The organism is Kutzneria sp. CA-103260 (assembly GCF_018263855.1).
GTDB lineage: Bacteria > Actinomycetota > Actinomycetes > Mycobacteriales > Pseudonocardiaceae > Kutzneria.
In genome coordinates, this window is the sequence record NZ_CP073318.1 from 9,255,162 (window position 1) to 9,277,493 (window position 22,332).

Sequence of the window (22,332 nt, forward strand, 5' to 3'; positions counted from 1 at the left end):
GAGTTGTCGCGCGTCGACCACTACAACGACCCGAACGCTCCCCAGGCCAACAGCTTGCGCGTTGCCGTGAGCGCCTTCGTCCTGGACGACGCCGGCCGACTCTTGATGATCCGCCGCACCGACAACGACCGGTACGCCATCCCCGGCGGTGGGCACGAGGTGGGGGAGACCGTGGCCCAAGCAGTGGTCCGCGAGGTGGCGGAGGAAACCGGCATCGACGTCGAGGTGACCGGCGTGATCGGCATCTACTCCAACCCCGCCCACGTGATCGCCTACGACGACGGCGAGGTCCGCCAGGAGTTCTCCATCTGCTTCCGTGCCACTCCCACCGGCGGCCAGCCGCGTACAAGCAGCGAATCCAGCGAAGTCGAATGGGTCACCCGCGAGCGCCTGGACGAACTCAACATCCACCCGTCGATCCAGTTGCGCATCGAGCACGGGTTTGATGGGCGCCAGGAGCCCTACTTCACCTGATCGGCCAGCCGCCGTTCGGTCCGCTCGACAGCGCCCAGCAGCTCAGGCCACGCCCATCGAACGAAGCAGGACACGATGTCCTCAGGGCCGTAGCGCTTCTGGATCTCCTCAACCCTGGCCGTGACGGTGGTCGGTTTCCCGTCCGGCGTGGTCGTCATGTCCGCCCACCACAGTGCGTCCCGCAGCGCCGTCTTCTCGTCCTCGAACTCCGCCAGCTCCGCCGACAGCCCGCGCAGCTCCGCCTCAAGGGGCGCGCACGAGTGGTTCGCCACCAGGTTCACCAACCGCGCCGGCGCATCCGTGGTCCGCAGATACCGTGCGCCGTCCAACGGGTGGAATCGCGTTGTCGCCAGGTCCGGGGCGTACCCGATGTCGTGCAGCACCGCCGCCGCGACCAGGAGGTCACCGTCCTCCCCGAACAAGTCCGCAGCGTGCCTAGCCTTCGCGTCAACCCCCTGCACGTGAGCCCAGCGCCGAGGCAGTGACTCCGCCAGTCGATCACGCGCCAGATCCGTCGCCCACTCGCTCAGCAGCACGCGCCCAGCCTAGGGCCGCCCCGCCTTGGCTTCGCGCCCATGCCGCCGCAGCCAAGCTTGCCGCCACCGCGAAGTCCTCCCGATCGGTGGAAGCGGGGACCGACCTACGGCTACGACTCCGCGACCACGGCGGCTCACCCGCCGTCCGCGAATTCTTGGACGTGTCCGGTGCGCTAATGCCTGCTATGTCGGACTAGAATCGACGTCCCCGCATCCGTCACTAAAGAAGCCTATTCGACATCGTCCGGGGCGTACTTTGTCAGAACTCTGTTAAGTTCAAGGAGTGTGCGACCGCGTTGAATAAAGTGCCGATTGCCGCCCGATATTGCAGTCATCATCGGAGCCGTCAGCTCGATTAGTACCTCCATCTTCTCTGCTCGTGTGCGCGCGGACAGCTGAATCCCTCGTGTCGCTCCAATGTATCGCACTATTAAGTTCTGAAGGTTGGTGGGCCAGTAAGTCAGCGTAAAGTCTCCAAGATTCTTCGACATAGCCTTGGTGGCGGCGTCTATTCTATTGAAAGCGCTATCAACATCTCCCTCCATGCCAACCTTCGTCCAAGTTCTCGTCTCCAGGCTGGGCCTGTATTTTACCCACTGAAGCGAGGTTATGGCTACGGTTCTTAGATTTCCTTCAAATTCTCGCCTATGTCTGTATAGGCTTAATATTCGCTCCTTTCGGGCTTCGAGTCTGGGTTTCGCTAACCACTCTATGCCTAGAGCTACAGATCCCGACGTCAGCGCCGAAATTAGCACGGTCAAAACGGCGTCAGTCATGCAGACAATCATGCGCCATGACCTGGGCTGCCCAGCCCTGACTGACCTGGCGTGTCGGGGGCTGCATGCACGTGTTCACACTTTCTTCTCTTCATTCAAGGCGGCCCCCTTGCGGGGGCCGCTCGGCCGATCGGCGGGGCCCCGGCCGCTGGCCACCCCACCGCCGTCCGGCGCCCCCCGCGAGCCGCGTTGAAGTAAAAGAGATGTCCTCGCCGGACGGGCAGGCCAACAGGATGGCCAAGAACACGGGCTACTTGCGTTCGGGTGGGGCCTTGACCGCGCTATCCCATCGACCTCCCGCAGGGCAATCACACGCGTCAAGGGGGCCGTTCCAGCCTCAGCCGCCGGACCGCGCGACGGTGCCCCCTTGACGCGCGTGATCGGGCGTTGCCAGGTCGACGGGATGGCGTGAGGCCCCTCCCTTGTGGGTGAAGACTTCAAGACGTGGGCGGAGCGCTCTGACCAGCAGCGTTGCCGGTTGCTGTACAGCAGCAAAGTACAGCAACCACCGCGACCAGCAGTGGCCGTTAGCGGCTGGTCGAAACCCTCACTGAACTGCAAAAACCTGCCTGCGCCCAGTTCGCATCAAGGCGCGCGCCGCTGGCGGCGGCGCGCCTTGGTCACCTTGGCAGCTCATGGTGTGGCCGCAAGCCCGGAAGGGCGCGCGACGGGGCCCCTGCCTTCGGCGGCCCCGCGCAACCCTTCTGGCAGCGGCCAGCCTGTGCGCATGTCTGCCAGCCGCCAACGGCATGTAGCACAAACGACTCGTGGAGGCCAACTCGCCGACCAAACTTCACGTGTAGAACCGGTTTGCGCAGGTCAGGCGGATCTAGAGGCTCGTGATCGGTAGACACAGTCCCCCGATAAGCTGTCAAGAACCTGTAAGTCGACTGATTGGCGGACATGTTCTACGAGTCAACCGATTTCAACGGCGCTGCAGAGTACTTTCAAACCTTAGGAGCTGCCTCATGGAGTGAAATCGATGAAGTAATCAACCAAGTTGAGATTCAATTGCAGCCAAGTGGCCAAAAGGGTAAAACGGGAACTCCCATATTTGACCCTAAAGCAACAAACGCCAAGCTAACAATAAATGCCCTTAAAAAAGGGTGGAAAAAAGTCCCAGTTCCCGACTCTCTAAAGGAGTTTGGTGCGGACTGGGATGCAGGAAAGGGGAGTGTGCTAGTTGAGTGGCAGTTCTCCAACTATCCTTTTCTCTGGAATAATGTAATCCGTAGCGAAGCGGTCTACAGCTCAAAGCAAGCCCTTTCGGGCATGCTTCCTATTGGCGCATTGATCATCGTAACAAAGAGTGGGTCTTTTCCTGCGTCAAATAGTACCTTGTACTACGAACAGGCAAAAGCGCAACTAAATACAGTTACCAGTTTGGGTGTATTCGATATTCCGATCCGACTCGTCGGCCTCACGATCCCCCCAGGAACCACGCAAGTGCAAGTAAAGTGGAACACATACGCAGAGAGGTACGGCCGCGATGTCCTTGATACGGAAGTACGAACTTTCGACATACGATGGAACAAGCCTGCACAATATGGAAACAGGGTGGCTATTTTCTCAACTCCATCTAATGGCCTCTTCTAAAGAGTGCCTCGTAACGGATCTTGACGTTGGTCGATGATCTGATCACGCTTCACGCCGCGTAAGCAGTATTATGGAAATGATCGATCGCCGAGCGGGTCGCCGTAGGCGGGACCCCTCGACCGGATCCAGCCACCATTGCCTGCCGGCGCGTCCATCTGTGATCTCATCGCCACACGCTGGACCTTCAGCCAGGCCAGAATGCGGAACTGGCCTGGCTGAAGGTTCGCGAACAGTGCGATCGATCGGCTCCGAACACGATACCGAAATGACCTGTATCCGTCGCCATCAACGATCAAGGCGCGGCACCCGTGATCGAGTTATGAGATATCACCTTATTAACTTATGCTGTTTTTTCACCCCCTTCTGCAGTTATGGAATCATCAAACAAGGTTGGCAGATCTCGCGGCTTGGCTACAAGATCAGCAGGGTCCATGTAGTGCGAGGACGCGCCTGTGGTAAGTCGTTCACTGAAGGCACCTTCCTCCAGCGCAAGACGTTCCTCTAGCTGCTCAAGATGGAACTCTTCCGAAAAAATCTTCGCTTTCTCGCGGCTGGTAGCCACCTTTCCAACCTGAACATCAAAGCTATATTTTTCCGGAGATTCATTATTTCTAGAACAGTATTCGCGAAGAGTCTTCAGATTAGGGAATTTTCCATAAGCGTCGGGCTCTCCAGAAATCCGCCTAAGAGCGACCGAGTGATACTCTGGCGATATTTCTGCACCAAGGAAGTGCCTGTCATGGTCACGTGCAACAACCGCGACAGTTCCGGTTCCCATGTAAGGATCAAGGACTACATCTTTCGAGTCTGTGGTTGCAAGAACCATCCTTGCGGCCATAGCCTCAGGAAACTGGGCAGGATGGATTGTCTGCTCTTCATGATTGTGCTTAACATTCTGAAAAGCCCAGATATCACCCGGATTCTTCCCGAGAGGGTTGCAGGTCAACTCGCCCTTGTTGTCACCTCGCCATGATTTCTTGTTCTGATACTTTTGCGGAACCCGGATATTGTCGAGCTCAAACTTGTACGAATCAGACTTTGTGAACCAAAGGATTGACTCATGTCGAGCGGAGAACTTATTCTTCGCATGAAGACCGTGTTGACGCACCCACATTATGCGATTACGCGGAATAAGCCCAAGATCCTCGAGGATGGGGAAGAATTTTACGTCGAGAGGTATTAGTGTTCCAGCAAGCGAGTACGATCCAACTTGCCAGAAGATGGAACCAGTATCTTTCAAGACGCGCGCACATTCAGCAAGCACTTCCGTCTGGAGTGCCAGATAGCTATCGAGAGCCTGGCGGGTCTCATATTTCTTTCCGATGTTGTACGGCGGCGAGGAGATAATACAGTCAACCGTCCCTGATGGGAGAGACTTAAGCCAAGGAAGGCAATTGCCAAGTTCTATAGTGTCAAGCAAGCCTTGAAGGTCGACCATTCTTCTCTCCTTAGACGCTTGGGATAATTTTAGTACACACTCCGTACGACACCGGGAACGGGTGCCGGCGTGTCGCGGATCATCTAAAGCACTACGGCAGGGTCAAGCCCGTGCTACACAACAACGATCATTGTCGTCGCCGGACGAGCAGGCCAACAGGATGGACAGGGACACGGCACGCTGAGGTTCGGGAGCGGCCTTAACCGCGCCATCCCATCGACCTCTCCAAGGGCAGTCACACGCGTCAAGGGGGCGGCGACCCAGCGCAGCCCCGGTACGCTCGAAGGTGCCCCCTTAACACGTGCGATCAGGTTGCGCCAAGTCGACGGGGTGACACGAGGCCCTGTTATGCGGGGAGGGGCAGGACACCTTGAGCCGCCGGTCGAGTGCGAAGGTGCCCCCTTGACATGCATGATCGGGCGTTGCCAGGTCGACGGGATGGCGCGAGGCTCCTTCCTTGTAGGGAGAGGCTTCAAAGCCAAAACGCCAGTTTATTGCCAGTAATCAACGACAAACGTTCGCGTGCGTCCATGGCGGGCGGTCAGCTGCATGTCGCAGGCAGTGCAGCTCACGGCAGGTACGAACAAGCGATGACAAGTGTCCGCAGTGGCCGACCCTTGATCAGAAGGATCCGGGATCCGGTGCGAGCTCACAACCGATGACCTCTTCGACATGGCGTTGCAACCAGGGCGTTAGGTCGTCGGGCTCCCTGTCCAGCACGACGATCCCCACACCTGGTCCCGCTGTGACGCGGCAGCGGGCGGTGGACAGAACCTCGCAGAGCCAGAACTTGACCCTGGAGACCTGCTGCTCGGACAGCGCCAGCTCACGACCTTCGGCGAGGAGTCTGATCACGTGGAGACAATGTCAGCCTGGCGGCCAGAGGTCGACCTACTTCTGCCAGCAGTACGCAGAGCTATTGGCGCTGGTCAAGAGGGGCAATCACGGTCACTCAGGAACCGAAACCGGACGCAGCTCAGCGCGGTGACGGTGCGCATCCGCCGTCCTTCCAACCTGGTATTGCTCGCAGTGCTGGAGCCTCAGGCAGTGACGAGTTCCAGCCGCTCGTGTGTCACGAACCCTGTGTAGTGCTTGGTGTTGAGGGTGGCCAGCGGCAGCCCGTAGGACAGGCAGTTGGCCGCGATCCACGAGTCGTTATCGTCGCTGCGCTGGCCGCGCTGGTGGGCGTGCGCGGAGATCAGGCCCCAGGTGTGCGCCACGTCGTCGTGGTAGGGCAGGACCGACATCCTGTCGAGGAGCTGGTTCAGCCGCCGGTAGCGCGCCGGACCCCAGCCGTGGATCTCGGCCCACTTGGTCAGCTCGCCCAGGGTGATGAACGTAATCAGCGCCCGGCGGCCCTCCAGGCTCGCCGTCAGCGTGTGCGGCAACTGGCCTTTCAGCCTCTTCGACACCACATCGGTGTCCAGTACGACCGGCGACGCCATCACTCAGGCGAGGTTCCGACGCCGCTCGGCGTAGGTGAACGCGATGAACTCGTCCACCTCCTCGTCGGTCTCGAAGATGCCATCGCATGCCAGGTCGTCGATGGTCATGGCCGGCTTGCTGTGCAGCAGGTCATCCAACAGCTTCTCGGTCGTCGGGCGCTGCCTGCTGGGCTGGTCGGCACTGCTCGTGGTCATGGCCACCTCCTTGGACCGGCGTACCCAGTGTGCCACCTCGGGCTTGGGCACGCGCCCGCGTGTTGGCGGAACCACCACGGAACAGATCCACAGACTTGGCGGCAAGACCCACCTATTCGACCTGGTCACCGGCTTATCGAGGTTCGAACACACAGATCCTGCGCAAGGACCTGCGTGCCCGGGAGACCGCGAGCTGAGCCTGGTTCGCGACCGACAGCCCTCGGCACTGGAGCCGAGGGCCGTCGGTCTGCTGGAGAAAGAGGACTGCCCCGGACCAGGGGGGTGGGTGCCGGGGCAGTCGGTGCCCGCCTCCGTCATGGGGGGATGGACGGGGCGTGCGCCGACAAGGGTACGACTTTCACCGGATCGGCGCGCGGTTGCCGGTATCGCTGCTGATCAACACGTTGTACGGTGCCGTGCATGGGCGGCGACGAGGACGACGAGGAGCTGCCGGACCACCGCGAACCACGCACGGTGTGCCACCTCTGTGGCGGCGTGGGCGAGATCGCGCATCCGGTGCTCGGTGTTCTCGGCGGCGTGCCGCGAACAGTGAACGCGGGCCGGGTCTGCTACCTGTGTGAGGGCGACTCGGCGCTGCCGGGGCAGTGCCCGCCGCTCTAGGGACTAGAAGACGTCGGCGGAGAACAGCCGCGGCGCGAACTCGGGGATGGCAGAGCCGATCGCCGCCGGCGTGCCGGCGCCCAGGTCCAAGGCCTGCAACTGGGTGGTCACGGGCTGGTGGATGCTGATCGGGTGGCTGTTCCGCAGCAGGTAGAGCTGCCCGGGGTGCCGCACCGAGTAGGCGAGCCCGGCGATGGACGGCAGCTTGACGTCGAGCAGTGAGTAGGTCCGGCGGGCACCGGAAGTCAGGTCGACGGTGATCACCTGCGTCGGCACGGAGGGCAAGGGGGCCGAGATGCCGAAGGCGAAGGCGCGACCGCCGGGAGACAGGGCGCTGGCGTTGAGGCTGAGACCGTCGAACCAGGCATCGGGCAGCAGGGTGAACTGACCCCGTTTGACCAGCCAGTAGCCGGCGAAGGTGTGCACGAGGCCAACACCGTCGGCGCTGAGCTGCAGACCGTCGGCGATGCTGCCGTCGGGGGCCTGCACGGGCGAGAACCGCCCGCCGCGAGCAGCGGAGACGATGGTGCCGGACTCGGTGACGGAGTAGAGCCGGTCGTCGCCGTAGGCCAGCGGAAAGCCGAGGTCGGAGCTACCGAAGCGAAGGGCGCCCTCGTACTGGAGCGCCGGCAGCGCGCCGAGGCCACCGAGGGCGGCGGGATAGGTGGCCAGCACGTGCGGCCGGGTGAACGGCGACGCCGGGTAACCGCGGAGCACGATGCCGACGCCGTCGACCGGCTCCATGGTGATGATCTCGGCGCCGGACGGGGTGAGGTCGACGGGCACCTCGGCGTGGTGCACGGTCAGCCGCAGCGGAGCCACCCACGACGCCTGGGCCGCGCCGATCCCGAGGGTGAGAGTCCTTGTGCCGTCGGCATTGTCGACGTCCAGGTCGATCCCGTCGAAGAGGAACCGGGAGCCGGCGCGAGAGGCGCCGCTGACCATGGTCGCGGAGCTGACTGCGGTCCCGAAGCGCAAGGTGCGGGACACTCGGTTGTCCTCGACGGCGACGCTGCCGTCGGCACCGTAGACACGGAGCGTGGTGCCGCCGACCTCGTAGTGCTCGGCGGTGCCCAGCACGTGCTCGTCGGCGAAACCGGTGACACCGGCGGAACCGGGGGCGGGTGCGGCCTGGGCGATGCCTGCGGTGACCAGCATCAGCGCCGCGACAACCGGCACAAGCCTCATGACTCCCCCGTTTCCCGGATGTCCGAGGTGACCGTAGCGGATCACCGGAGCGCGTCTGGCAGGCTTGCCGCCATGAGCCTTGTCCTGCTGCGTCACGGTGAGAGCGTCTGGAACGCCGAGAACCTGTTCACCGGTTGGGTAGACGTCCCCCTGTCCGACAAGGGGCTCGCGGAGGCGAAGAGGGGCGGTGAGCTGCTGAAGGACGCCGGCCTGCTGCCCGACGTGCTGCACACCTCGCTGCTGCGCCGCGCGATCTCCACGGCCAACATCGCGCTGGACGCCGCCGACCGGCACTGGATCCCGGTCCGCCGCGACTGGCGTCTCAACGAGCGCCACTACGGCGCGCTCCAGGGCAAGAACAAGAAGCAGACCCTGGAGCAGTACGGCGAGGAGCAGTTCATGCTCTGGCGCCGCTCGTACGACACCCCGCCGCCGGAGATCGAGCTGGGCAGCGAGTTCAGCCAGGACACCGACCCGCGCTACGCCGACCTGGGCCCGACCGCGCCGCGCACGGAGTGCCTGAAGGACGTCGTCACCCGGCTGCTGCCCTACTGGGAGTCGGCGATCGTGCCGGACCTCAAGGCCGGCAAGACGGTGCTGGTCGCCGCGCACGGCAACTCGCTGCGCGCCCTGGTCAAGCACCTGGACGGCGTCTCGGACGAGGCGATCGCCAAGCTGAACATCCCGACCGGCATCCCGCTGCGCTACGACCTGGACGAGAACCTGAAGCCGATCACGCCCGGCGGCACCTACCTCGACCCGAACGCGGCCGCGGACGCCATCCAGGCCGTCGCCAACCAGGGACGCTGAGCATCGGGGCCGCCAACGGCGTCGGCCCTGCCCCTTATCGAACGCCCAGGTCGCGGGCCCGCAGACCGGCCTGGAACCGGGAGTCGGCCTCCAGCAGCTCCATCAGCTCGGCCACCCGCCGCCGGTAGGTCCGCAGCGACAGCCCGAGCTTGCGCGCCGAGGCCTCGTCGGTGAGTCCGCTGCCGAGCATCGCGGCCACCTCGCGGCTGCGCTCGTCCAGCGCCGGTCCCTCGAACTCGGCCAGGTCGGTGGCGGCGTCCCAGCTCACTTCGAACAGCATGGCCAGCCCGGCCACGACGTCCGGCGCCTGCACGACCGTGTAGCTGCGCACGCCGTCCACGGGCGGACCGGCGGTGATCGCGATCCGGCGGTCGACCACGATCGTCTCGTGGGACAGCGGCGTGTGGCACAGCCGCACCCCGAGCCCGACCCCGGCCAGCACGGACAGCCGCGCGGCGGTTTCACGGTCGTCGAGAATGCGGGCGTTGTAGACCTTGCGCACACGCACGCCGGCCTCGATCCGCGCCCGCATCCGGTCGACGAGGCCGTCGGTCGTCTCGAGCGCGGACCAGGTCGCGGTGTCCGACGCGGCGACGGTGAACTCGTGTCGGGCTATGAACAGGTGCTGTGCCCTGGTGCGCAGCTCGTGTTCTCCACGAAGGACGACGACTTGGTCCACGGTGGAAAGTCTCCGCCATCGTGGACACTTCTGGCCAACCGCGAGCGTTCGCCCGGCGCGAAGACGAGGCTTGGGTCATGACATCGAACATCTCCGCGACGAAGTCCGGGCACTGGGACCTGGGCGGCCGCCAGGTGGCGCGCCTGGGCTACGGCACCATGCAGCTCACCGGCCCGGGGGTGATGGGCCCGCCGAAGGACCGCGCCGCGGCGGTCGCCGTGCTGCGTCGCGCCGTCGAGCTGGGCGTCAACCACATCGACACCAGCGACTACTACGGCCCGTACGTGGCCAACGAGATCCTGCGCGAGGCGCTGCACCCGTACACCGACGACCTGGTGCTGGTCACCAAGGTCGGCGCGCGGCGCACGCCGGACGGCGGCTGGCCGGAGGCGCTGAGCCCGGACGAGCTGCGCGAGGCCGTGCACGACAACCTCAAGCGGCTGGGCGTGGACCAGATCGGCGTGGTCAACCTCCGCATGCCGGGCTTCGCCGGCCCGGAGCAGCGCTCGGTCGAGGAGCCGTTCACGGTGCTGGCCCAGCTCCGTGAGGAAGGCCTGATCGGACAGCTTGGTGTGAGCAATGTCACCACAGACATGCTCGCCGAGGCGCAGCGGATCGCGCCGGTGGTCTGCGTGCAGAACCTCTACAACATCGCCAACCGGCAGGATGAGGCTCTGGTGCGCACCTGCGCCGACCAGGGCATCGCCTACGTGCCGTTCTTCCCGCTCGGCGGCTTCGAGCTGGTGAACGACCCCCGCATCAAGACGATCGCCGACCAGCACAACGCCACAGTGCCGCAGGTGGCGCTGGCCTGGCTGCTCCAGCGCTCGCCCAACCTGCTGGCCATCCCGGGCACGTCGTCGGTCGCGCACCTCGAGGAGAACATCGCCGGAGCATCGCTGCGGCTTTCCTCGGAGGATGTCGCCGTGCTCGACGGCATCGCCTGACGTTCACTCCGCCGAGTGGCCCTGTTGTCACGTGCGCTTCCCATGTGTGGCCCCATGCCACCCGGGAAGCGCATGTGACACTCCCAGGACACAGCTGGGTGAACGGGAGCTGACGTGGCGTGGAACAGTCGCGTGCGGAGGTGTCGCCGGTATCACGGTTGGCGGTCGAGGGGTAGGCCGGCGGGCCCCTGACCTGCTTACGATGCGGATGTGACCGCATCGGGCTATCTCGCCCTGTCGATCGGCCTACTGGTGATCGGCTTGCTGGTTGGTTCCCTCATCGGCCGCGTGACGGCCAGACGGGCCGCGTCGCAGCCGGTTGTCCTCACCGTTTCCGATCTCGTCCAGCGCGTGGTGCACTCCTCGCACAACGGCGTCGTCGTCCTCAACCACTTCGGCGACGTGGTGCTGCACAACCCGCGCGCCGCGGCCCTCGGCGTGGTCCGGGGCACGCAGGTCGACGACCGCGCGCGCAAAGCAGCGGAGCTGGTCGCCGCCTCCGGTGAGGTGATGGAGGTCGACCTCTCGCCGCTCCAGTCGCGTGGCGGCCGGCAGCCGGAGGCGGTGCGCGGCGAGGTCAGACCGCTCGGCGACGGCTTCACCGTGGTCGACGCCAACGACGAGTCCGAGGCCGTCCGGCTGGAGGCGATCCGCCGTGACTTCGTGGCCAACGTCAGCCACGAGCTCAAAACGCCGGTCGGCGCGCTCGCGCTGCTGGCCGAGGCCGTCCTGGACGCCGCCGACGACCAGGTCGAGGTGCGCCGGTTCAGCAGCAAGATCCTGCACGAGGCGACCCGGCTGGGCCGGCTGGTCACCGAGCTGATCGCGCTGTCCCGGCTGCAGGGGGCCGAGCAGCTGCCGGAGATGACCCCGATCGGGGTGGACGAGGTGGTGCGCGAGGCGCTCGGCCGCAGCCGGCTGGCCGCCGAGTCCGCGGGCATCGAGATCACCACCGACGACAACAGCGACCTGGTCGTCGACGGCGACCGGACGCTGCTGGTCACGGCGCTGAGCAACCTGCTGGACAACGCCATCGCCTACTCGCAGCCGGGCAGCCCGGTGTCGGTCAGCCGCCGCACCGAGGACGGTTTCGTGGAGGTCGCGGTCACCGACCGCGGCATGGGCATCGCCCCCGACCAGCAGCACCGCGTGTTCGAGCGGTTCTACCGGGCCGACCCGGCGCGTTCGCGCATGACCGGCGGCACCGGGCTGGGGCTGGCCATCGTCAAGCATGTCGCCGCCAACCACGGCGGCGAGGTGAAGCTGTGGAGTCAACCCGGCACCGGGTCGACCTTCACTCTGCGGATCCCGGCCCACGGCGCGCCCGCGCCGCGGTCGGGTGACGAACCGGAAGGAACGCGGCCCGAGGCCGTGACCGACAGGAACAACGGGCACGTCCCGACCGGAGACACCAGACTCGTCCCGACCGGGGCGGATGGTGTGGACGCCGGCGACGGCGTCAGCAGCGATCATGGAGGAAAGCCGTGACCAGGGTGCTCATCGTCGAGGACGAGGAGTCCTTCGCCGATCCGCTCGCCTTCCTGCTGCGCAAGGAGGGCTTCACCGCCGCGCTGGCCGGGACCGGCCAGGAGGCGCTCGAGGAGTTCGACCGCAACGGCGCCGACATCGTGCTGCTCGACCTCATGCTGCCCGGCATGAGCGGCACCGACGTGTGCAAGGCGCTGCGCCAGCGCTCGGCGGTGCCCGTGATCATGGTCACGGCCCGGGACAGCGAGATCGACAAGGTGGTCGGCCTGGAGCTGGGCGCCGACGACTACGTCACCAAGCCGTACTCGGCCCGCGAGCTGATCGCCCGCATCCGCGCCGTGCTGCGCCGCGGCGGCGAGTCCGAGGAGCTGCTGCCGCAGGTCCTGGAGGCCGGCCCGGTCCGGATGGACGTGGAGCGGCACGTGGTCACCGTGGACGGCGGCGAGGTGTCGTTGCCGCTCAAGGAGTTCGACCTGCTGGAGTACCTGCTGCGCAACGTTGGACGGGTGCTGACCAGGGGCCAGCTCATCGACCGGGTGTGGGGCGCCGACTACGTCGGCGACACCAAGACGCTCGACGTGCACGTCAAGCGGCTTCGGTCCAAGATCGAACCGGATCCGTCCGCCCCGCAGCACCTGGTGACCGTGCGCGGGCTCGGCTACAAGTTCGAGTCCTGATCCCGACACGTGCCCCATCCGGTGGAAGCACTTCACCGGATGGGGGATTACGGGATTGTCACGCCCGCCAGGTACGGTGCTCCGCGTGCGCCTAGGGGTGCTTGACGTCGGGTCTAACACTGTCCACCTGTTGGTGGTGGACGCGCATCGTGGTGCCCATCCGACGCCGATGTCGTCGGAGAAGTCGGTGCTGCGGCTGGCCGAGCAGCTCACCGGCAGCGGCCAGCTGTCCAAGCACGGGGCCGACTCGCTGGTCAAGGCGGTGGCCGACGGAAAGGCGTCCGCGGCGCAGTTCGGCTGCGAGGACCTGATGGCGTTCGCCACCTCCGCGGTGCGAGAGGCCGGCAACTCCGCGGCCGTGCTGGAGCGCGTGCGCAAGGAGACCGGCGTCGAGCTGCAGGTGCTCAGTGGCGAGGACGAGGCCCGGTACACCTTTCTCGCGGTGCGCCGCTGGTATGGCTGGTCCGCCGGCCGGCTGCTGAACCTGGACATCGGCGGCGGCTCGCTGGAGATCGCCGTCGGCCGGGACGAGAGCCCGGACCTGGCCTGTTCGATCCCGCTGGGCGCGGGCCGCGTCACCAGGACCCGGTTCCGGCACGACCCGCCGAGCCGGCACGAGCTGCGCGACACCACCGAGTGGATCGACGAGCAGATCGCGCCGGTGGCCAAGCGGGTGCTCCGGCTCGGCGAGCCGGACCTGGTCGCCGCCACCTCGAAGACGTTCCGCACGCTGGCCCGGCTGACCGGCGCCGCCCCGTCCGGCCAGGGGCCGCGGGTGCGCCGGGTGCTCACCCACTCGGGGCTGCGCCAGCTGATCGCGTTCATTTCCCGGATGTCCGCCGGGGACATCGCCGAACTGGAAGGCGTCAGCGCCGGCCGTTCGGCGCAACTGGTCGCCGGCGCACTCGTGGCGGAGGCCACCATGCGAGCGTTGTCACTCACAGAACTCGAGATCTGCCCCTGGGCGCTGCGCGAAGGTGTCATCCTTCGTCGACTGGACCACACGGACGGCGCGCAGCCGGCCGGCGAGACTGGACGGACGGCGCACTTCGGGGCACGGTGGAATCAATGAGTCGAGAAAGCGGTTCCGAGCGCAGTCAGCGCACGGTCGCGGAGTTGCTCGCCCAGTACGGGGCCAACTCCGAGGACAGTGCGCCCAGACGTCGTCGGCGCCGGGCCGACGAGCCGACCGACACGGCGCCCCAGGCGATCATCGACCGGGTGCTGTCGGACAGCGGCAACCTGAGGGCGATCCGGGACGACGCCGAGGAGACGACGGTCGGCACCCAGCCGCCGGTCCGTCAGCAGCCCCCGACGCCGCCCGCCGCGACATCGCAGCAGCTGCCCAAGCGGCCGGTGCAGCAGCCGCCGCAGCCCGGCCCGCAGGCTCCGCCTCCGCCGCCCGTGCCGCAAGCCGGCCCCCAGCAGCAGGCCCCGGTGCCGCCCGCGGCCGCCCCGCAGTCGACCGCCACCGGCATGCGCCCGCCGCCGGTGCGCCCCGGGGCACCCGCTGCCGGACGAACACCGCCGCCTCCGCCGCGTATCGAGTCGTCCCGCACCAACCTGTCGCGGGCTGACCTGCCGCGGCCGTCGCAGCAGCAGCCGCAGCCCACTGGCTACTTCCGCCCGGTGCCACCCGGCACGCCGCCGCCGGTGGACGCCACCGCGGACACCACGCACCTGCGGCCGATCACGCCTGACACGCCGCCGCCCGGCAACTCGCTGGCCAACCGGCTGGCCGGCGCGCCGCCGCAGGAGGGCGTCACCGAGCAGCTGCCGCGCATCCCGGCCGCCGCGGTCGGGGAGAGCACGCAGGCCCACCCCGGGCCGCTCGTCGACGACGATGACGACTTCGGGGTCCCACGTGCGGCCGTGCCGGCGCCGCCCATGGAGAGCACCCAGGCGCACGCCGGCCCGTACGTCGACGAGGACGACGACGAGTACGAGTACGACTACGAGGCGGCCAAGTCCCTGTCCTACTCGGTGGACCACGACGCGGCGCCCGCCGGCGTCGGCGGCGCGCTCGCCGTCGAGGACGAGGACGCCGCTGAGGAGGCCGAGGGCTCCCCGGGCAGGCAGTGGCTGATGATGATCGCCCAGCTCGCCGTCGGCGTCGTCGGCGGCGCCGCGCTCTGGCTGGGCTTCCAGTTCCTGTGGAACTGGATCCCGGCGGCCGCGCTGGCCGCCGCGGTGGTCGTCATCGTCGCGCTGGTGATCGTCGTGCGGCGCATCCGCAAGGCCGACGACCTCCAGACCATGGTGCTCGCCGTGCTCGTCGGTCTGATCGTGACGGTGTCGCCGGCCGCGCTGCGGCTGATCGGGCACTAGTTGTCCGCTCGACACATCCCGGTCGGGCTGTCCACGGCCTCGGTGTACCCGGAACCCGTCGGCACGGCCTTCGAGCTGGCCGGCGAGCTCGGCTACGACGGCGTCGAGGTGATGGTCTGGGCCGACCCGGTCAGCCAGGACATGGACGCCCTGCTCGACCTGTCCGACCGGCACGGCGTGCCGGTGCTGGCCGTGCACGCGCCGTGCCTGCTGATCAGCCAGCGCGTGTGGTCGCCCGACCCGGTGATCCGGCTGCGCCGCGCGGTGACCGCCGCGCAGGTGCTGGACGCCCCGACGGTCGTCGTGCACCCGCCGTTCCGTTGGCAGCGGCGCTATGCCGAGCGGTTCACCGAGCTCGTCGCCGAGCTGGACGAGACCAGCGATGTGGCGATCGCCGTGGAGAACATGTTCCCGGTGCGGCTGCGCGGCACCGAGCTGTCGGCGTTCAAGCCGTCCGTGGACCCGACCGACGTCGGGCACGCGCACTACACGCTGGATCTGTCGCACACCGCCGCCGCGCAGATGGATCCGCTGGCGATGGCGCAGCGCATGGGCAACGGACTCGTGCACGTCCACCTGGCTGACGGCAGCGGTGCCGCGCGCGACGAACACCTCGTCCCCGGTCGAGGGATTCAGCCCTGCGCGACGTTCTGTGAACAGCTCGCCGCCTCCGACTTCGCCGGGCAGGTCGTGCTCGAGGTGAACACCCGGCGTGCGCGTGGTCCCGGCGAGCGGGCCGCCGAACTCGCTGAGGCGCTGCTCTTCGCGCGGCTCAACCTTGGGCAGAACTGATCGGTAACTTCGGTAACCGTGATCGTCCGCTGGGACGTAGAGTCACGCCGTGCACCCGCTGCGAACCCTGATCCTCGCGGCCGGCGCCAACGACGCCGTCCGCCGGCTCGTGGCGACCGCGCCGGTGAGCCGGGACGTGGTGCGCCGGTTCGTCGCGGGTGAGAGCACCGACGACGTCGTCGCCGTAACCGCACGACTGGTGGACGACGGGCTGTCGGTGTCGCTGGACTACCTGGGCGAGGACACCTCCGACGAGCTGGTCGCCGAGCAGAACGTGCAGGCGTACCTGCGTTTGCTCGATCGTCTGCACACTGACGGGCTGTCCGCGCACGCTGAAGCAAGTGTGAAGCTTTCCTCCATTGGTCAAGCTTTGGACGAGCGCCTCGCGCTCGACAACGCGTCGCGCATCGCCGCCGCGGCGGAGCAGTGCGGCACCACGATCACGCTGGACATGGAGGACCACAGCACCACCGACTCCACGCTGCGGGTGCTCGCCGAACTGCGGCGGACCTGGCCGTGGGTCGGCGCCGTGCTGCAGGCCTACCTGCGGCGCACCCTCGACGACTGCGTGGCGCTGGCCGGCAGCGGGTCCCGTGTTCGGCTGTGCAAAGGGGCATACGCGGAGCCGGCTTCGGTGGCGTTCGCGCACCCGCACGAGGTCGATCTCAGCTACGTACGCTGCGCGAACGCGTTGCTGGCCGGCCGCGGCTATCCCATGTTCGCGACCCACGACCCGAGACTTGTCGCGGTGATCGCCGAACGCGCGCTGTGGTACGGCCGTAAACCAGGTAGCTACGAATATCAGATGCTGTACGGAATCCGACCCGACGAGCAGCGACGGCTCGTCAACTCAGGTGAGGCGGTGCGGGTCTACGTGCCCTATGGCGAACAGTGGTATGGCTACCTGATGCGGCGGCTGGCCGAGCGCCCCGCGAACACCGCGTTCTTCCTCCGCTCCCTGGCCGGGCGATCATGAGCGCCGGACAGGCGGCGGCGATCCGGCTGTTCTCGGCCGCGTCCGCCGTGCGCCCGCTCGGGGACGGCACCGCCATCGCGGACCTGCCGTCCGACTGGACGGTCGGCACCAAGCCCCATGGCGGCTTCCTCCTCGCGCTGCTGGCCAGAGCCGCGGTGCAGGTGCTGGAAAGCTCCGGCAGCGAACTGCTCGATCCGCTCGCCGTCAGCGCCCAGTTCCTGCGCGCGCCGTCCGTCGGGCCGGTGATGCTGCGCACCGAGGTCCGCAAGACCGGGCGCACCGTGGTGGTCGTGCGCGTCAGCCTTGAGCAGCGGGGCTCCGCCTGCGTCGAGGCCATGGTCACCGTGGGGCGGCTGCCCGAGGAGCGGCCCGCCTGGCGTGACCTGCCCGAACTCCCGGTGCTGCCGCCGGCCAACGCCATCGACCTCGGCTCCCTGCCCAACGCAGTCGGCGTGTTCAAACTGGCCCGCGCCTGCGAGGTCCTGGTCGACCCGCTCGGCGCCGGCTTCCTCGAACGCCGCACCGGCGACCCTCTGCGCCTGCGTATGTGGGTCCGCCCCCGCGGCGGCGAACAGCCCGACCCGTTCTTCGCACTGGTTGCCGGCGACATCGCCATGCCGCTGACCTTCAACCTCGGTCGCTTCGGGTGGTCACCCACCGTGCAGCTGACCGGGCTGGTGCGGGCCCGTCCCGAGCCAGGCTGGTTGCGCGCCCAGGTCGAGTGCCGGGCCGTGCACGGGCAGTGGTTCGACCAGGACGCCACCATCCTCGACGCGTCCGGCCGCCTGGTCTGCCAGGCCCGCCAGCTGGCGCTGAGTCCCCAGGAGACCAACAGCTCCTGACCGGTTCGCACAGTGAGCCCGGGGTCGCCCACGGTGTCGTGGGACCCGGGCTTTGTGCTGTTCAGGGCCCCTTAATGCGTCAGAAGTCCGATGAAATGCTTTACATATTGATTCAGGGAATCGCCTGCTCGGTTGAGCCATCGAGAAAGCTTGCCCGTAGTACAGTGTGTCAAATTTCAGGTCTGCCCAATTAGGTTCGGAAAGTCGGGGTTGGTTACCCAATTCGGATCGAGTCAAAGGGGACCGGTCATGGGCGTGCGAGGCGTGTTACGAGCGACCGTCGGAATTGCCGTGCTGGTGTTGTTCGCCGCCTGCGGCGCGGACGCCGGCCCGCCCGGTTCGCTCAGCGCGTCGGCCGCCTCCGGAAAACTGGTCATCGGCATCCGCTACGACCAGCCCGGCCTTGGCATGAAGACGCTCAACGGCCAGTACGAGGGCTTCGACGTGGACGTGGCCAAATACGTGGCCAACGAGCTGGGCGTCGGCGCGCAGGACATCACCTGGAAGGAGGTCGAGCCGGCCAACCGGGAGAAGCTGCTGACCAGCGGCCAGGTGGACATGATGGTGGCCGCGTACACCATCAGCGCCGACCGCGAGAAGCTGGTCGACTTCGCCGGGCCGTACTTCACCCTCGGCCAGGACCTGCTGGTCCGGTCCAGCGACACCGCGATCACCGGCCCGCAGTCGCTCAACGGCCGGCGGCTGTGCACGGTGGCCGGCACCACCTCGGCGCAGGCGGTGAAGGACCAGTTCGCGCAGCAGACAAAACTGGTCGAGTACAACCGGTATTCCGAATGCCTCACCGCGTTGCTGGCCGGCATAGTCGACGCGATCACCACCGGCGACGTGATCCTGGCCGGTTACGCGGCGCAGAATCCCGAGCTGCTCAGAGTGGTGGGAAAGCCGTTCACCAAGGACGCCTACGGCATCGGCCTACGCAAAGGCGATCCGGCCGGCAAGGCGAAAGTGAACGCCGCGCTGCAGAAAATGATCTCCAGCGGAGCCTGGCAGGCGGCCGCGCAGGCCAATCTCGGCGCCTCCGGTTATCGGCTGCCGCCGCCGCCCGCCATCACCGAGCGCTGAATCGAATTGTGGTGGCGAATCGCGGTGCTCACGGCTTGAGCAGTTGCCGTACCCGGGCGGCCTCCCTGGTGAGGTGGTCGCGTTCCGGCACGCTGGCGGCGGCGCGGGCGGCTTCGGCGTAGAGGTCGGCGGCGCGCTCCAGATCGCCGGCGCGTTCGCGCAGGTAGGCGGTGACGGCGGCGTAGCGCGGCAGGCCGGGGTCGAGGTCGGCCAGCGCCGCCAGGCCGGACTGTGGTCCGTCGGCCTCTCCGACGGCGACGGCTCGGTTGAGCCGCACCACCGGGCTGTCGGTGATGAGCAGCAGCTCGTCGTACCACTCCACGATCTGCACCCAGTCCGTCTCGGCGGTGCTGAGGGCGTCCGCGTGCAGGGCGGCGATCGCGGCCTGGGCCTGGTACTCGCCCAGCCGGTCGCGGGCCAGCGCGGCCTGCAGGATCAGAACTCCCTCGGCGATGACGCCGGTGTCCCACAGGGAGCGGTCCTGCTCGGCCAGCGGAACCAGGCGGCCGCCGGGGCCGGTTCGGGACGCCCGGCGGGCGTGGTGCAGCAGCATGAGCGCGAGCAGCCCGGCGACCTCGGGCTCGTCGGTCAGGGCAGCGAGCTGGCGGGTGAGGCGGATCGCTTCGGCCGCCAGGTCCACGTCGCCGCCGTAGCCCTCGTTGAAGACGAGGTAGAGCACCCGCAGCACGGTGCCGAGATCGCCGGGCTGGTCCAGCCGCTGCCCCTCGATCTTCCGCTTCGCCCGGCTGATCCGCTGGGCCATCGTCGCCTCGGGGACGAGGTAGGCGTTGGCGATCTGCCGCGTGGTCAGGCCGCCGACGGCGCGCAGCGTCAGTGCGACGGCCGAGGCCGGCGGCAGCGTCGGATGGGTGCACAGGAAGTAGAGCCGGAGCGTGTCGTCCGTGGCCGGCACCGGGCCGGCCGCCGGCTCGACCTCGACGGCCAGCTCCCGGTCCCGGCGGGACGCGGTCGACCGCACGGCGTCGAGGAACTTCCGCCACGCGGCCGCGACGAGCCAGGCCTTCGGATCCCGGGGCGGATCCGAAGGCCAGGTCTCCAGCGCCCGGATCAGGGCCTCCTGCACGGCGTCCTCGGCCGACGCGAAGTCCGCTCCGCGCCGGACGAGGACACCGATCACCGCGGGCACGAGCTCCCGCAGCAGCGACTCGTTCACTCGGTCACCGTGGACGGCTCGCTCAGGAACGGCCGGACCTCCAGCCACTCGTTGATCGGCTCGCCGTTGGCCCCGGGCGCGGCGGACAGCTCCCCGGCCAGCTCGACGGCCCGGTCCCAGGACTCCACGTCGATGATCATCCAGCCGGCGATGAGGTCCTTGGTCTCGGCGAACGGCCCGTCGGTCACCGCCGGGCGCCCCGCGCCGTCGGACCGCACCCACGCGCCCTCCGGGGCCAGCGCCTGGCCGTCCACGAACTCGCCCGTCTTCTCCAGCTCGGCGGCGAAGTCCCGCATGTACTGGATGTGCGCGTCGACCTCGGCCGGCGTCCACTTGTCCATCGGCACGTCGTTGCACGGGGTCGGGGCGCCGCGGTAGTGCTTGAGCAGCAGGTACTTCATGGCGGTTCTCCTTCGTTCGGTCCGTCCGGCACCCCTGGGACGGAGCCGTCGACCCATTCTCGACAACCGGGGCGGGGAAATTTTCGTGGCGCGTGCTGGCAGGCTGTCAGCATGACGACGATCGCGGTGCTGGGGGCAGGCAAGATCGGTGAGGCGCTGCTGTCCGGGCTGCTCGACGCCGGCTGGGGGCCGGGCGACCTGATGTTCACGGAGCGCTATGAGCAGCGCTGCCAGGAGCTGACGGAGCGGTACGGCGTGCGGGCGGTCCAGGTGGCCGAGGCGGCCCAGACAGCCGACGTGCTGGTGGTGGCGGTCAAGCCGCAGGACATCGACCCGCTGCTGGCCGAGCTGAACCCGCTGCTCAAGCCGGAGACCCTGATCGTGTCGCTGTGCGCGGGCCTGCCGACGGCGCTGTACGAGCGCGAGCTGCCGGCCGGCACCTCGGTGGTGCGGGTCATGCCGAACACGCCGATGCTGGTCGGCCAGGCGATGAGCGCGATCTCGGCCGGCGCGCACGCCACGGCCGAGCACATGGACCTGGTGGAGAAGCTGCTCGGCAGCGTGGGCAAGGTGCTGCGGGTGCCGGAGGCCCAGCAGGACGCCGTCACGGCGCTGTCCGGCTCCGGGCCGGCCTACTTCTTCTTCCTGGTCGAGGCCATGATCGACGCCGGCATCCTGCTCGGCCTGCCGCGGGCCACGGCGGCCCAGCTGATCATCCAGTCGGCGGTCGGCGCGGCGACCATGCTGGCCGACTCCGGGGAGCACCCGGTGACGCTGCGTGAGGCCGTCACCTCACCGGCGGGCACCACCATCATGGCGATCCGCGAGCTCGAGAAGCACGGCGTGCGCGCCGCCCTGCTGGCCGCCATCGAGGCCGCCCGGGACCGGTCGGTCGAGCTCGGGCAGGCCCACCACGGCTGATCGTCCGCCGGGGCGTCGGCCGGCCGGTTCGCCGAGCTCAGGACGGCCCGCGGGGCCGATCCGATCGGCGAGCGACGGCGTCGGCCGGCCGAATGGTCGAACCGGGGCGGTGGCGTGGTGCCTTCGGGTGGATCCCGCCACCACTGGGCGCACAGGCCGGCTCGGACGTCGCAGCAGCCCCATGCGTCCCGCTACGCTCGGGTGAGCACGTGCGTGTCGATACCGCCGGTGGGGAAGCCGACGGCGCGACACGTGTTTAAGGACGCGGTGACGTATGCCGGCGCAGCAGAAGGAGACAGCACATCCCGGGCTCGCACAGGTCCAGTTCCTGACCATCGCCGAGGTGGCGAAGGTGATGCGGGTCTCGAAGATGACCGTGTACCGCCTCGTGCACTCGGGCGAGCTGCCTGCCGTGAGGGTGGGCAAGTCGTTCCGGGTGACCGAGAACGCGGTGCAGGACTACCTGGAGAACGCGTACTACGACGCGGGATGAGACAGCCGATCGAGCGCCCGGCTGGTACCTGTGCCAGCCGGGCTCGGTCATGCGGGTAAAGTGATAGGTCGTTCGTGCTCGGTGCCATGGCCGCGTCCCCACGCGGCGGCAGGGGCTCGGCAGCCCTGGGCAGCACGAGGGCACCACCTAGAGACCACACCGTCTACACCTAAGGATCCCGTATGGGCTCGGTCATCAAGAAGCGCCGCAAGCGCATGTCGAAGAAGAAGCACCGCAAGCTGCTTCGCAAGACCAGGGTGCAGCGACGCAAGCGCGGTAAGTGAGGCGCTCGGCCTGAAGCCCGTACGGCACCCGCGCGATCGCGCGGGTGCCGTCGTTTGTTACGGGGGCTACACCAGATCCCGCCGATCGGGTGAGACCGCGGTAAAACCCGCGTGACCTGCGTCAATGCGGTGTGCCTGGCCCCTGTCGCGGGCCGTCACGACGAGTAG

General features: G+C 67.5%; 25 protein-coding genes. 16 read left to right on the top strand and 9 right to left on the bottom strand.

The window, feature by feature from the left end:
* The first annotated feature begins 3 nt into the window (after positions 1–3).
* On the top strand, positions 4–474 hold the full coding sequence (locus JJ691_RS41095; protein ID WP_211764861.1) for an NUDIX hydrolase: 471 nt from the start codon (positions 4–6) through the stop codon (positions 472–474).
* On the opposite strand, the gene JJ691_RS41100 is transcribed toward JJ691_RS41095, so the two are convergent.
* The gene (locus JJ691_RS41100; protein WP_442912804.1) at positions 462–935 is read right to left on the bottom strand and encodes an HDIG domain-containing metalloprotein; all 474 of its coding nucleotides are present in this window, start codon (positions 933–935) and stop codon (positions 462–464) included. The two genes, JJ691_RS41095 and JJ691_RS41100, sit on opposite strands and share 13 nt — an antisense overlap.
* Before the next feature lie 1,754 nt (positions 936–2,689).
* Here JJ691_RS41100 and JJ691_RS41105 point away from each other — a divergent pair.
* Positions 2,690–3,382 (top strand): hypothetical protein, encoded by a 693-nt coding sequence (locus JJ691_RS41105; protein WP_211764863.1) that lies wholly within the window; start codon positions 2,690–2,692, stop codon positions 3,380–3,382.
* 340 nt (positions 3,383–3,722) lie between these two features.
* Here JJ691_RS41105 and JJ691_RS41110 read toward each other — a convergent pair whose 3' ends face one another.
* The 4 genes from JJ691_RS41110 to JJ691_RS41125 form a co-directional block, all read right to left on the bottom strand.
* A complete protein-coding gene (locus JJ691_RS41110; protein ID WP_211764864.1) occupies positions 3,723–4,820 on the bottom strand; it encodes a DNA-methyltransferase in 1,098 nt (365 codons plus the stop codon).
* A 621-nt stretch (positions 4,821–5,441) separates the two neighbouring features.
* Entirely contained in the window at positions 5,442–5,675 is a 234-nt protein-coding gene (locus tag JJ691_RS41115; RefSeq protein ID WP_211764865.1) for a hypothetical protein, read from the bottom strand.
* Positions 5,676–5,860: 185 nt separating this feature from the next.
* Positions 5,861–6,265, bottom strand: a complete 405-nt coding sequence (locus JJ691_RS41120; RefSeq protein WP_249228336.1) for a PIN domain-containing protein — start codon at positions 6,263–6,265, stop codon at positions 5,861–5,863.
* A gap of 3 nt (positions 6,266–6,268) precedes the next feature.
* A complete protein-coding gene (locus JJ691_RS41125) occupies positions 6,269–6,460 on the bottom strand; it encodes a hypothetical protein (protein WP_211764867.1) in 192 nt (63 codons plus the stop codon).
* Positions 6,461–6,880: 420 nt separating this feature from the next.
* Between JJ691_RS41125 and JJ691_RS41130 the strand changes: the two genes are divergently transcribed.
* Positions 6,881–7,081, top strand: coding sequence for a hypothetical protein (locus JJ691_RS41130; protein WP_211764868.1), 201 nt, complete (start codon positions 6,881–6,883; stop codon positions 7,079–7,081).
* Positions 7,082–7,084: 3 nt separating this feature from the next.
* Here JJ691_RS41130 and JJ691_RS41135 read toward each other — a convergent pair whose 3' ends face one another.
* Positions 7,085–8,269, bottom strand: coding sequence for a hypothetical protein (locus JJ691_RS41135; protein WP_211764869.1), 1,185 nt, complete (start codon positions 8,267–8,269; stop codon positions 7,085–7,087).
* A 72-nt stretch (positions 8,270–8,341) separates the two neighbouring features.
* Here JJ691_RS41135 and JJ691_RS41140 point away from each other — a divergent pair, with 72 nt between their 5' ends.
* A complete protein-coding gene (locus tag JJ691_RS41140; protein WP_211764870.1) occupies positions 8,342–9,079 on the top strand; it encodes a phosphoglyceromutase in 738 nt (245 codons plus the stop codon).
* Positions 9,080–9,113: 34 nt separating this feature from the next.
* Here the strand turns inward: JJ691_RS41140 and JJ691_RS41145 are convergent, their stop codons facing one another.
* Positions 9,114–9,758, bottom strand: a complete 645-nt coding sequence (locus JJ691_RS41145; RefSeq protein ID WP_211764871.1) for a helix-turn-helix transcriptional regulator — start codon at positions 9,756–9,758, stop codon at positions 9,114–9,116.
* Positions 9,759–9,835: 77 nt separating this feature from the next.
* Here JJ691_RS41145 and JJ691_RS41150 point away from each other — a divergent pair, with 77 nt between their 5' ends.
* The 9 genes from JJ691_RS41150 (at position 9,836) to JJ691_RS41190 (ending at position 18,891) form a co-directional block, all read left to right on the top strand.
* Positions 9,836–10,705: an oxidoreductase gene (locus JJ691_RS41150; protein ID WP_211764872.1), complete on the top strand. Its 870-nt coding sequence runs from the start codon at positions 9,836–9,838 to the stop codon at positions 10,703–10,705.
* Between the two features lie 210 nt (positions 10,706–10,915).
* A complete protein-coding gene (locus JJ691_RS41155) occupies positions 10,916–12,193 on the top strand; it encodes a sensor histidine kinase (protein ID WP_211764873.1) in 1,278 nt (425 codons plus the stop codon).
* Positions 12,190–12,870: a response regulator transcription factor gene (locus JJ691_RS41160; protein WP_211764874.1), complete on the top strand. Its 681-nt coding sequence runs from the start codon at positions 12,190–12,192 to the stop codon at positions 12,868–12,870. The genes JJ691_RS41155 and JJ691_RS41160 overlap by 4 nt, the downstream gene beginning before the upstream one ends.
* Positions 12,871–12,955: 85 nt before the next feature.
* Positions 12,956–13,942: a Ppx/GppA phosphatase family protein gene (locus JJ691_RS41165; protein WP_211764875.1), complete on the top strand. Its 987-nt coding sequence runs from the start codon at positions 12,956–12,958 to the stop codon at positions 13,940–13,942.
* Complete coding sequence (locus tag JJ691_RS41170) at positions 13,939–15,198, top strand: hypothetical protein (RefSeq protein ID WP_211764876.1); 1,260 nt, start codon at positions 13,939–13,941, stop codon at positions 15,196–15,198. Before JJ691_RS41165 ends, JJ691_RS41170 begins: the two co-directional genes overlap by 4 nt.
* A complete protein-coding gene (locus tag JJ691_RS41175) occupies positions 15,199–15,990 on the top strand; it encodes a sugar phosphate isomerase/epimerase family protein (RefSeq protein ID WP_211764877.1) in 792 nt (263 codons plus the stop codon).
* Between the two features lie 49 nt (positions 15,991–16,039).
* Positions 16,040–16,966, top strand: a complete 927-nt coding sequence (locus tag JJ691_RS41180) for a proline dehydrogenase family protein (RefSeq protein ID WP_211764878.1) — start codon at positions 16,040–16,042, stop codon at positions 16,964–16,966.
* Positions 16,963–17,808 carry a thioesterase family protein gene (locus tag JJ691_RS41185; protein ID WP_211764879.1) on the top strand — a complete coding sequence of 282 codons (846 nt, stop codon included), beginning with the start codon at positions 16,963–16,965 and terminating at the stop codon, positions 17,806–17,808. Before JJ691_RS41180 ends, JJ691_RS41185 begins: the two co-directional genes overlap by 4 nt.
* A 249-nt stretch (positions 17,809–18,057) precedes the next feature.
* Positions 18,058–18,891 carry a glutamate ABC transporter substrate-binding protein gene (locus JJ691_RS41190; RefSeq protein ID WP_211764880.1) on the top strand — a complete coding sequence of 278 codons (834 nt, stop codon included), beginning with the start codon at positions 18,058–18,060 and terminating at the stop codon, positions 18,889–18,891.
* 28 nt (positions 18,892–18,919) lie between these two features.
* Here the strand turns inward: JJ691_RS41190 and JJ691_RS41195 are convergent, their stop codons facing one another.
* Together JJ691_RS41195 and JJ691_RS41200 are read right to left on the bottom strand one after the other, a co-directional pair.
* Entirely contained in the window at positions 18,920–20,065 is a 1,146-nt protein-coding gene (locus JJ691_RS41195) for an RNA polymerase sigma factor (protein ID WP_211764881.1), read from the bottom strand.
* Positions 20,062–20,466: a YciI family protein gene (locus JJ691_RS41200; protein WP_211764882.1), complete on the bottom strand. Its 405-nt coding sequence runs from the start codon at positions 20,464–20,466 to the stop codon at positions 20,062–20,064. The genes JJ691_RS41195 and JJ691_RS41200 overlap by 4 nt, the downstream gene beginning before the upstream one ends.
* Before the next feature lie 111 nt (positions 20,467–20,577).
* On the opposite strand from JJ691_RS41200, the gene proC reads away from it, so the two are divergent.
* From proC to JJ691_RS41215, 3 genes are all read left to right on the top strand, one after another.
* Positions 20,578–21,387 carry a pyrroline-5-carboxylate reductase gene (gene proC, locus JJ691_RS41205; protein WP_211764883.1) on the top strand — a complete coding sequence of 270 codons (810 nt, stop codon included), beginning with the start codon at positions 20,578–20,580 and terminating at the stop codon, positions 21,385–21,387.
* A 274-nt stretch (positions 21,388–21,661) separates the two neighbouring features.
* Positions 21,662–21,880, top strand: a complete 219-nt coding sequence (locus JJ691_RS41210) for a helix-turn-helix domain-containing protein (protein ID WP_211764884.1) — start codon at positions 21,662–21,664, stop codon at positions 21,878–21,880.
* A gap of 182 nt (positions 21,881–22,062) precedes the next feature.
* Positions 22,063–22,164 carry a 30S ribosomal protein bS22 gene (locus JJ691_RS41215; protein WP_015105422.1) on the top strand — a complete coding sequence of 34 codons (102 nt, stop codon included), beginning with the start codon at positions 22,063–22,065 and terminating at the stop codon, positions 22,162–22,164.
* The last annotated feature ends 168 nt before the right edge of the window (positions 22,165–22,332 follow it).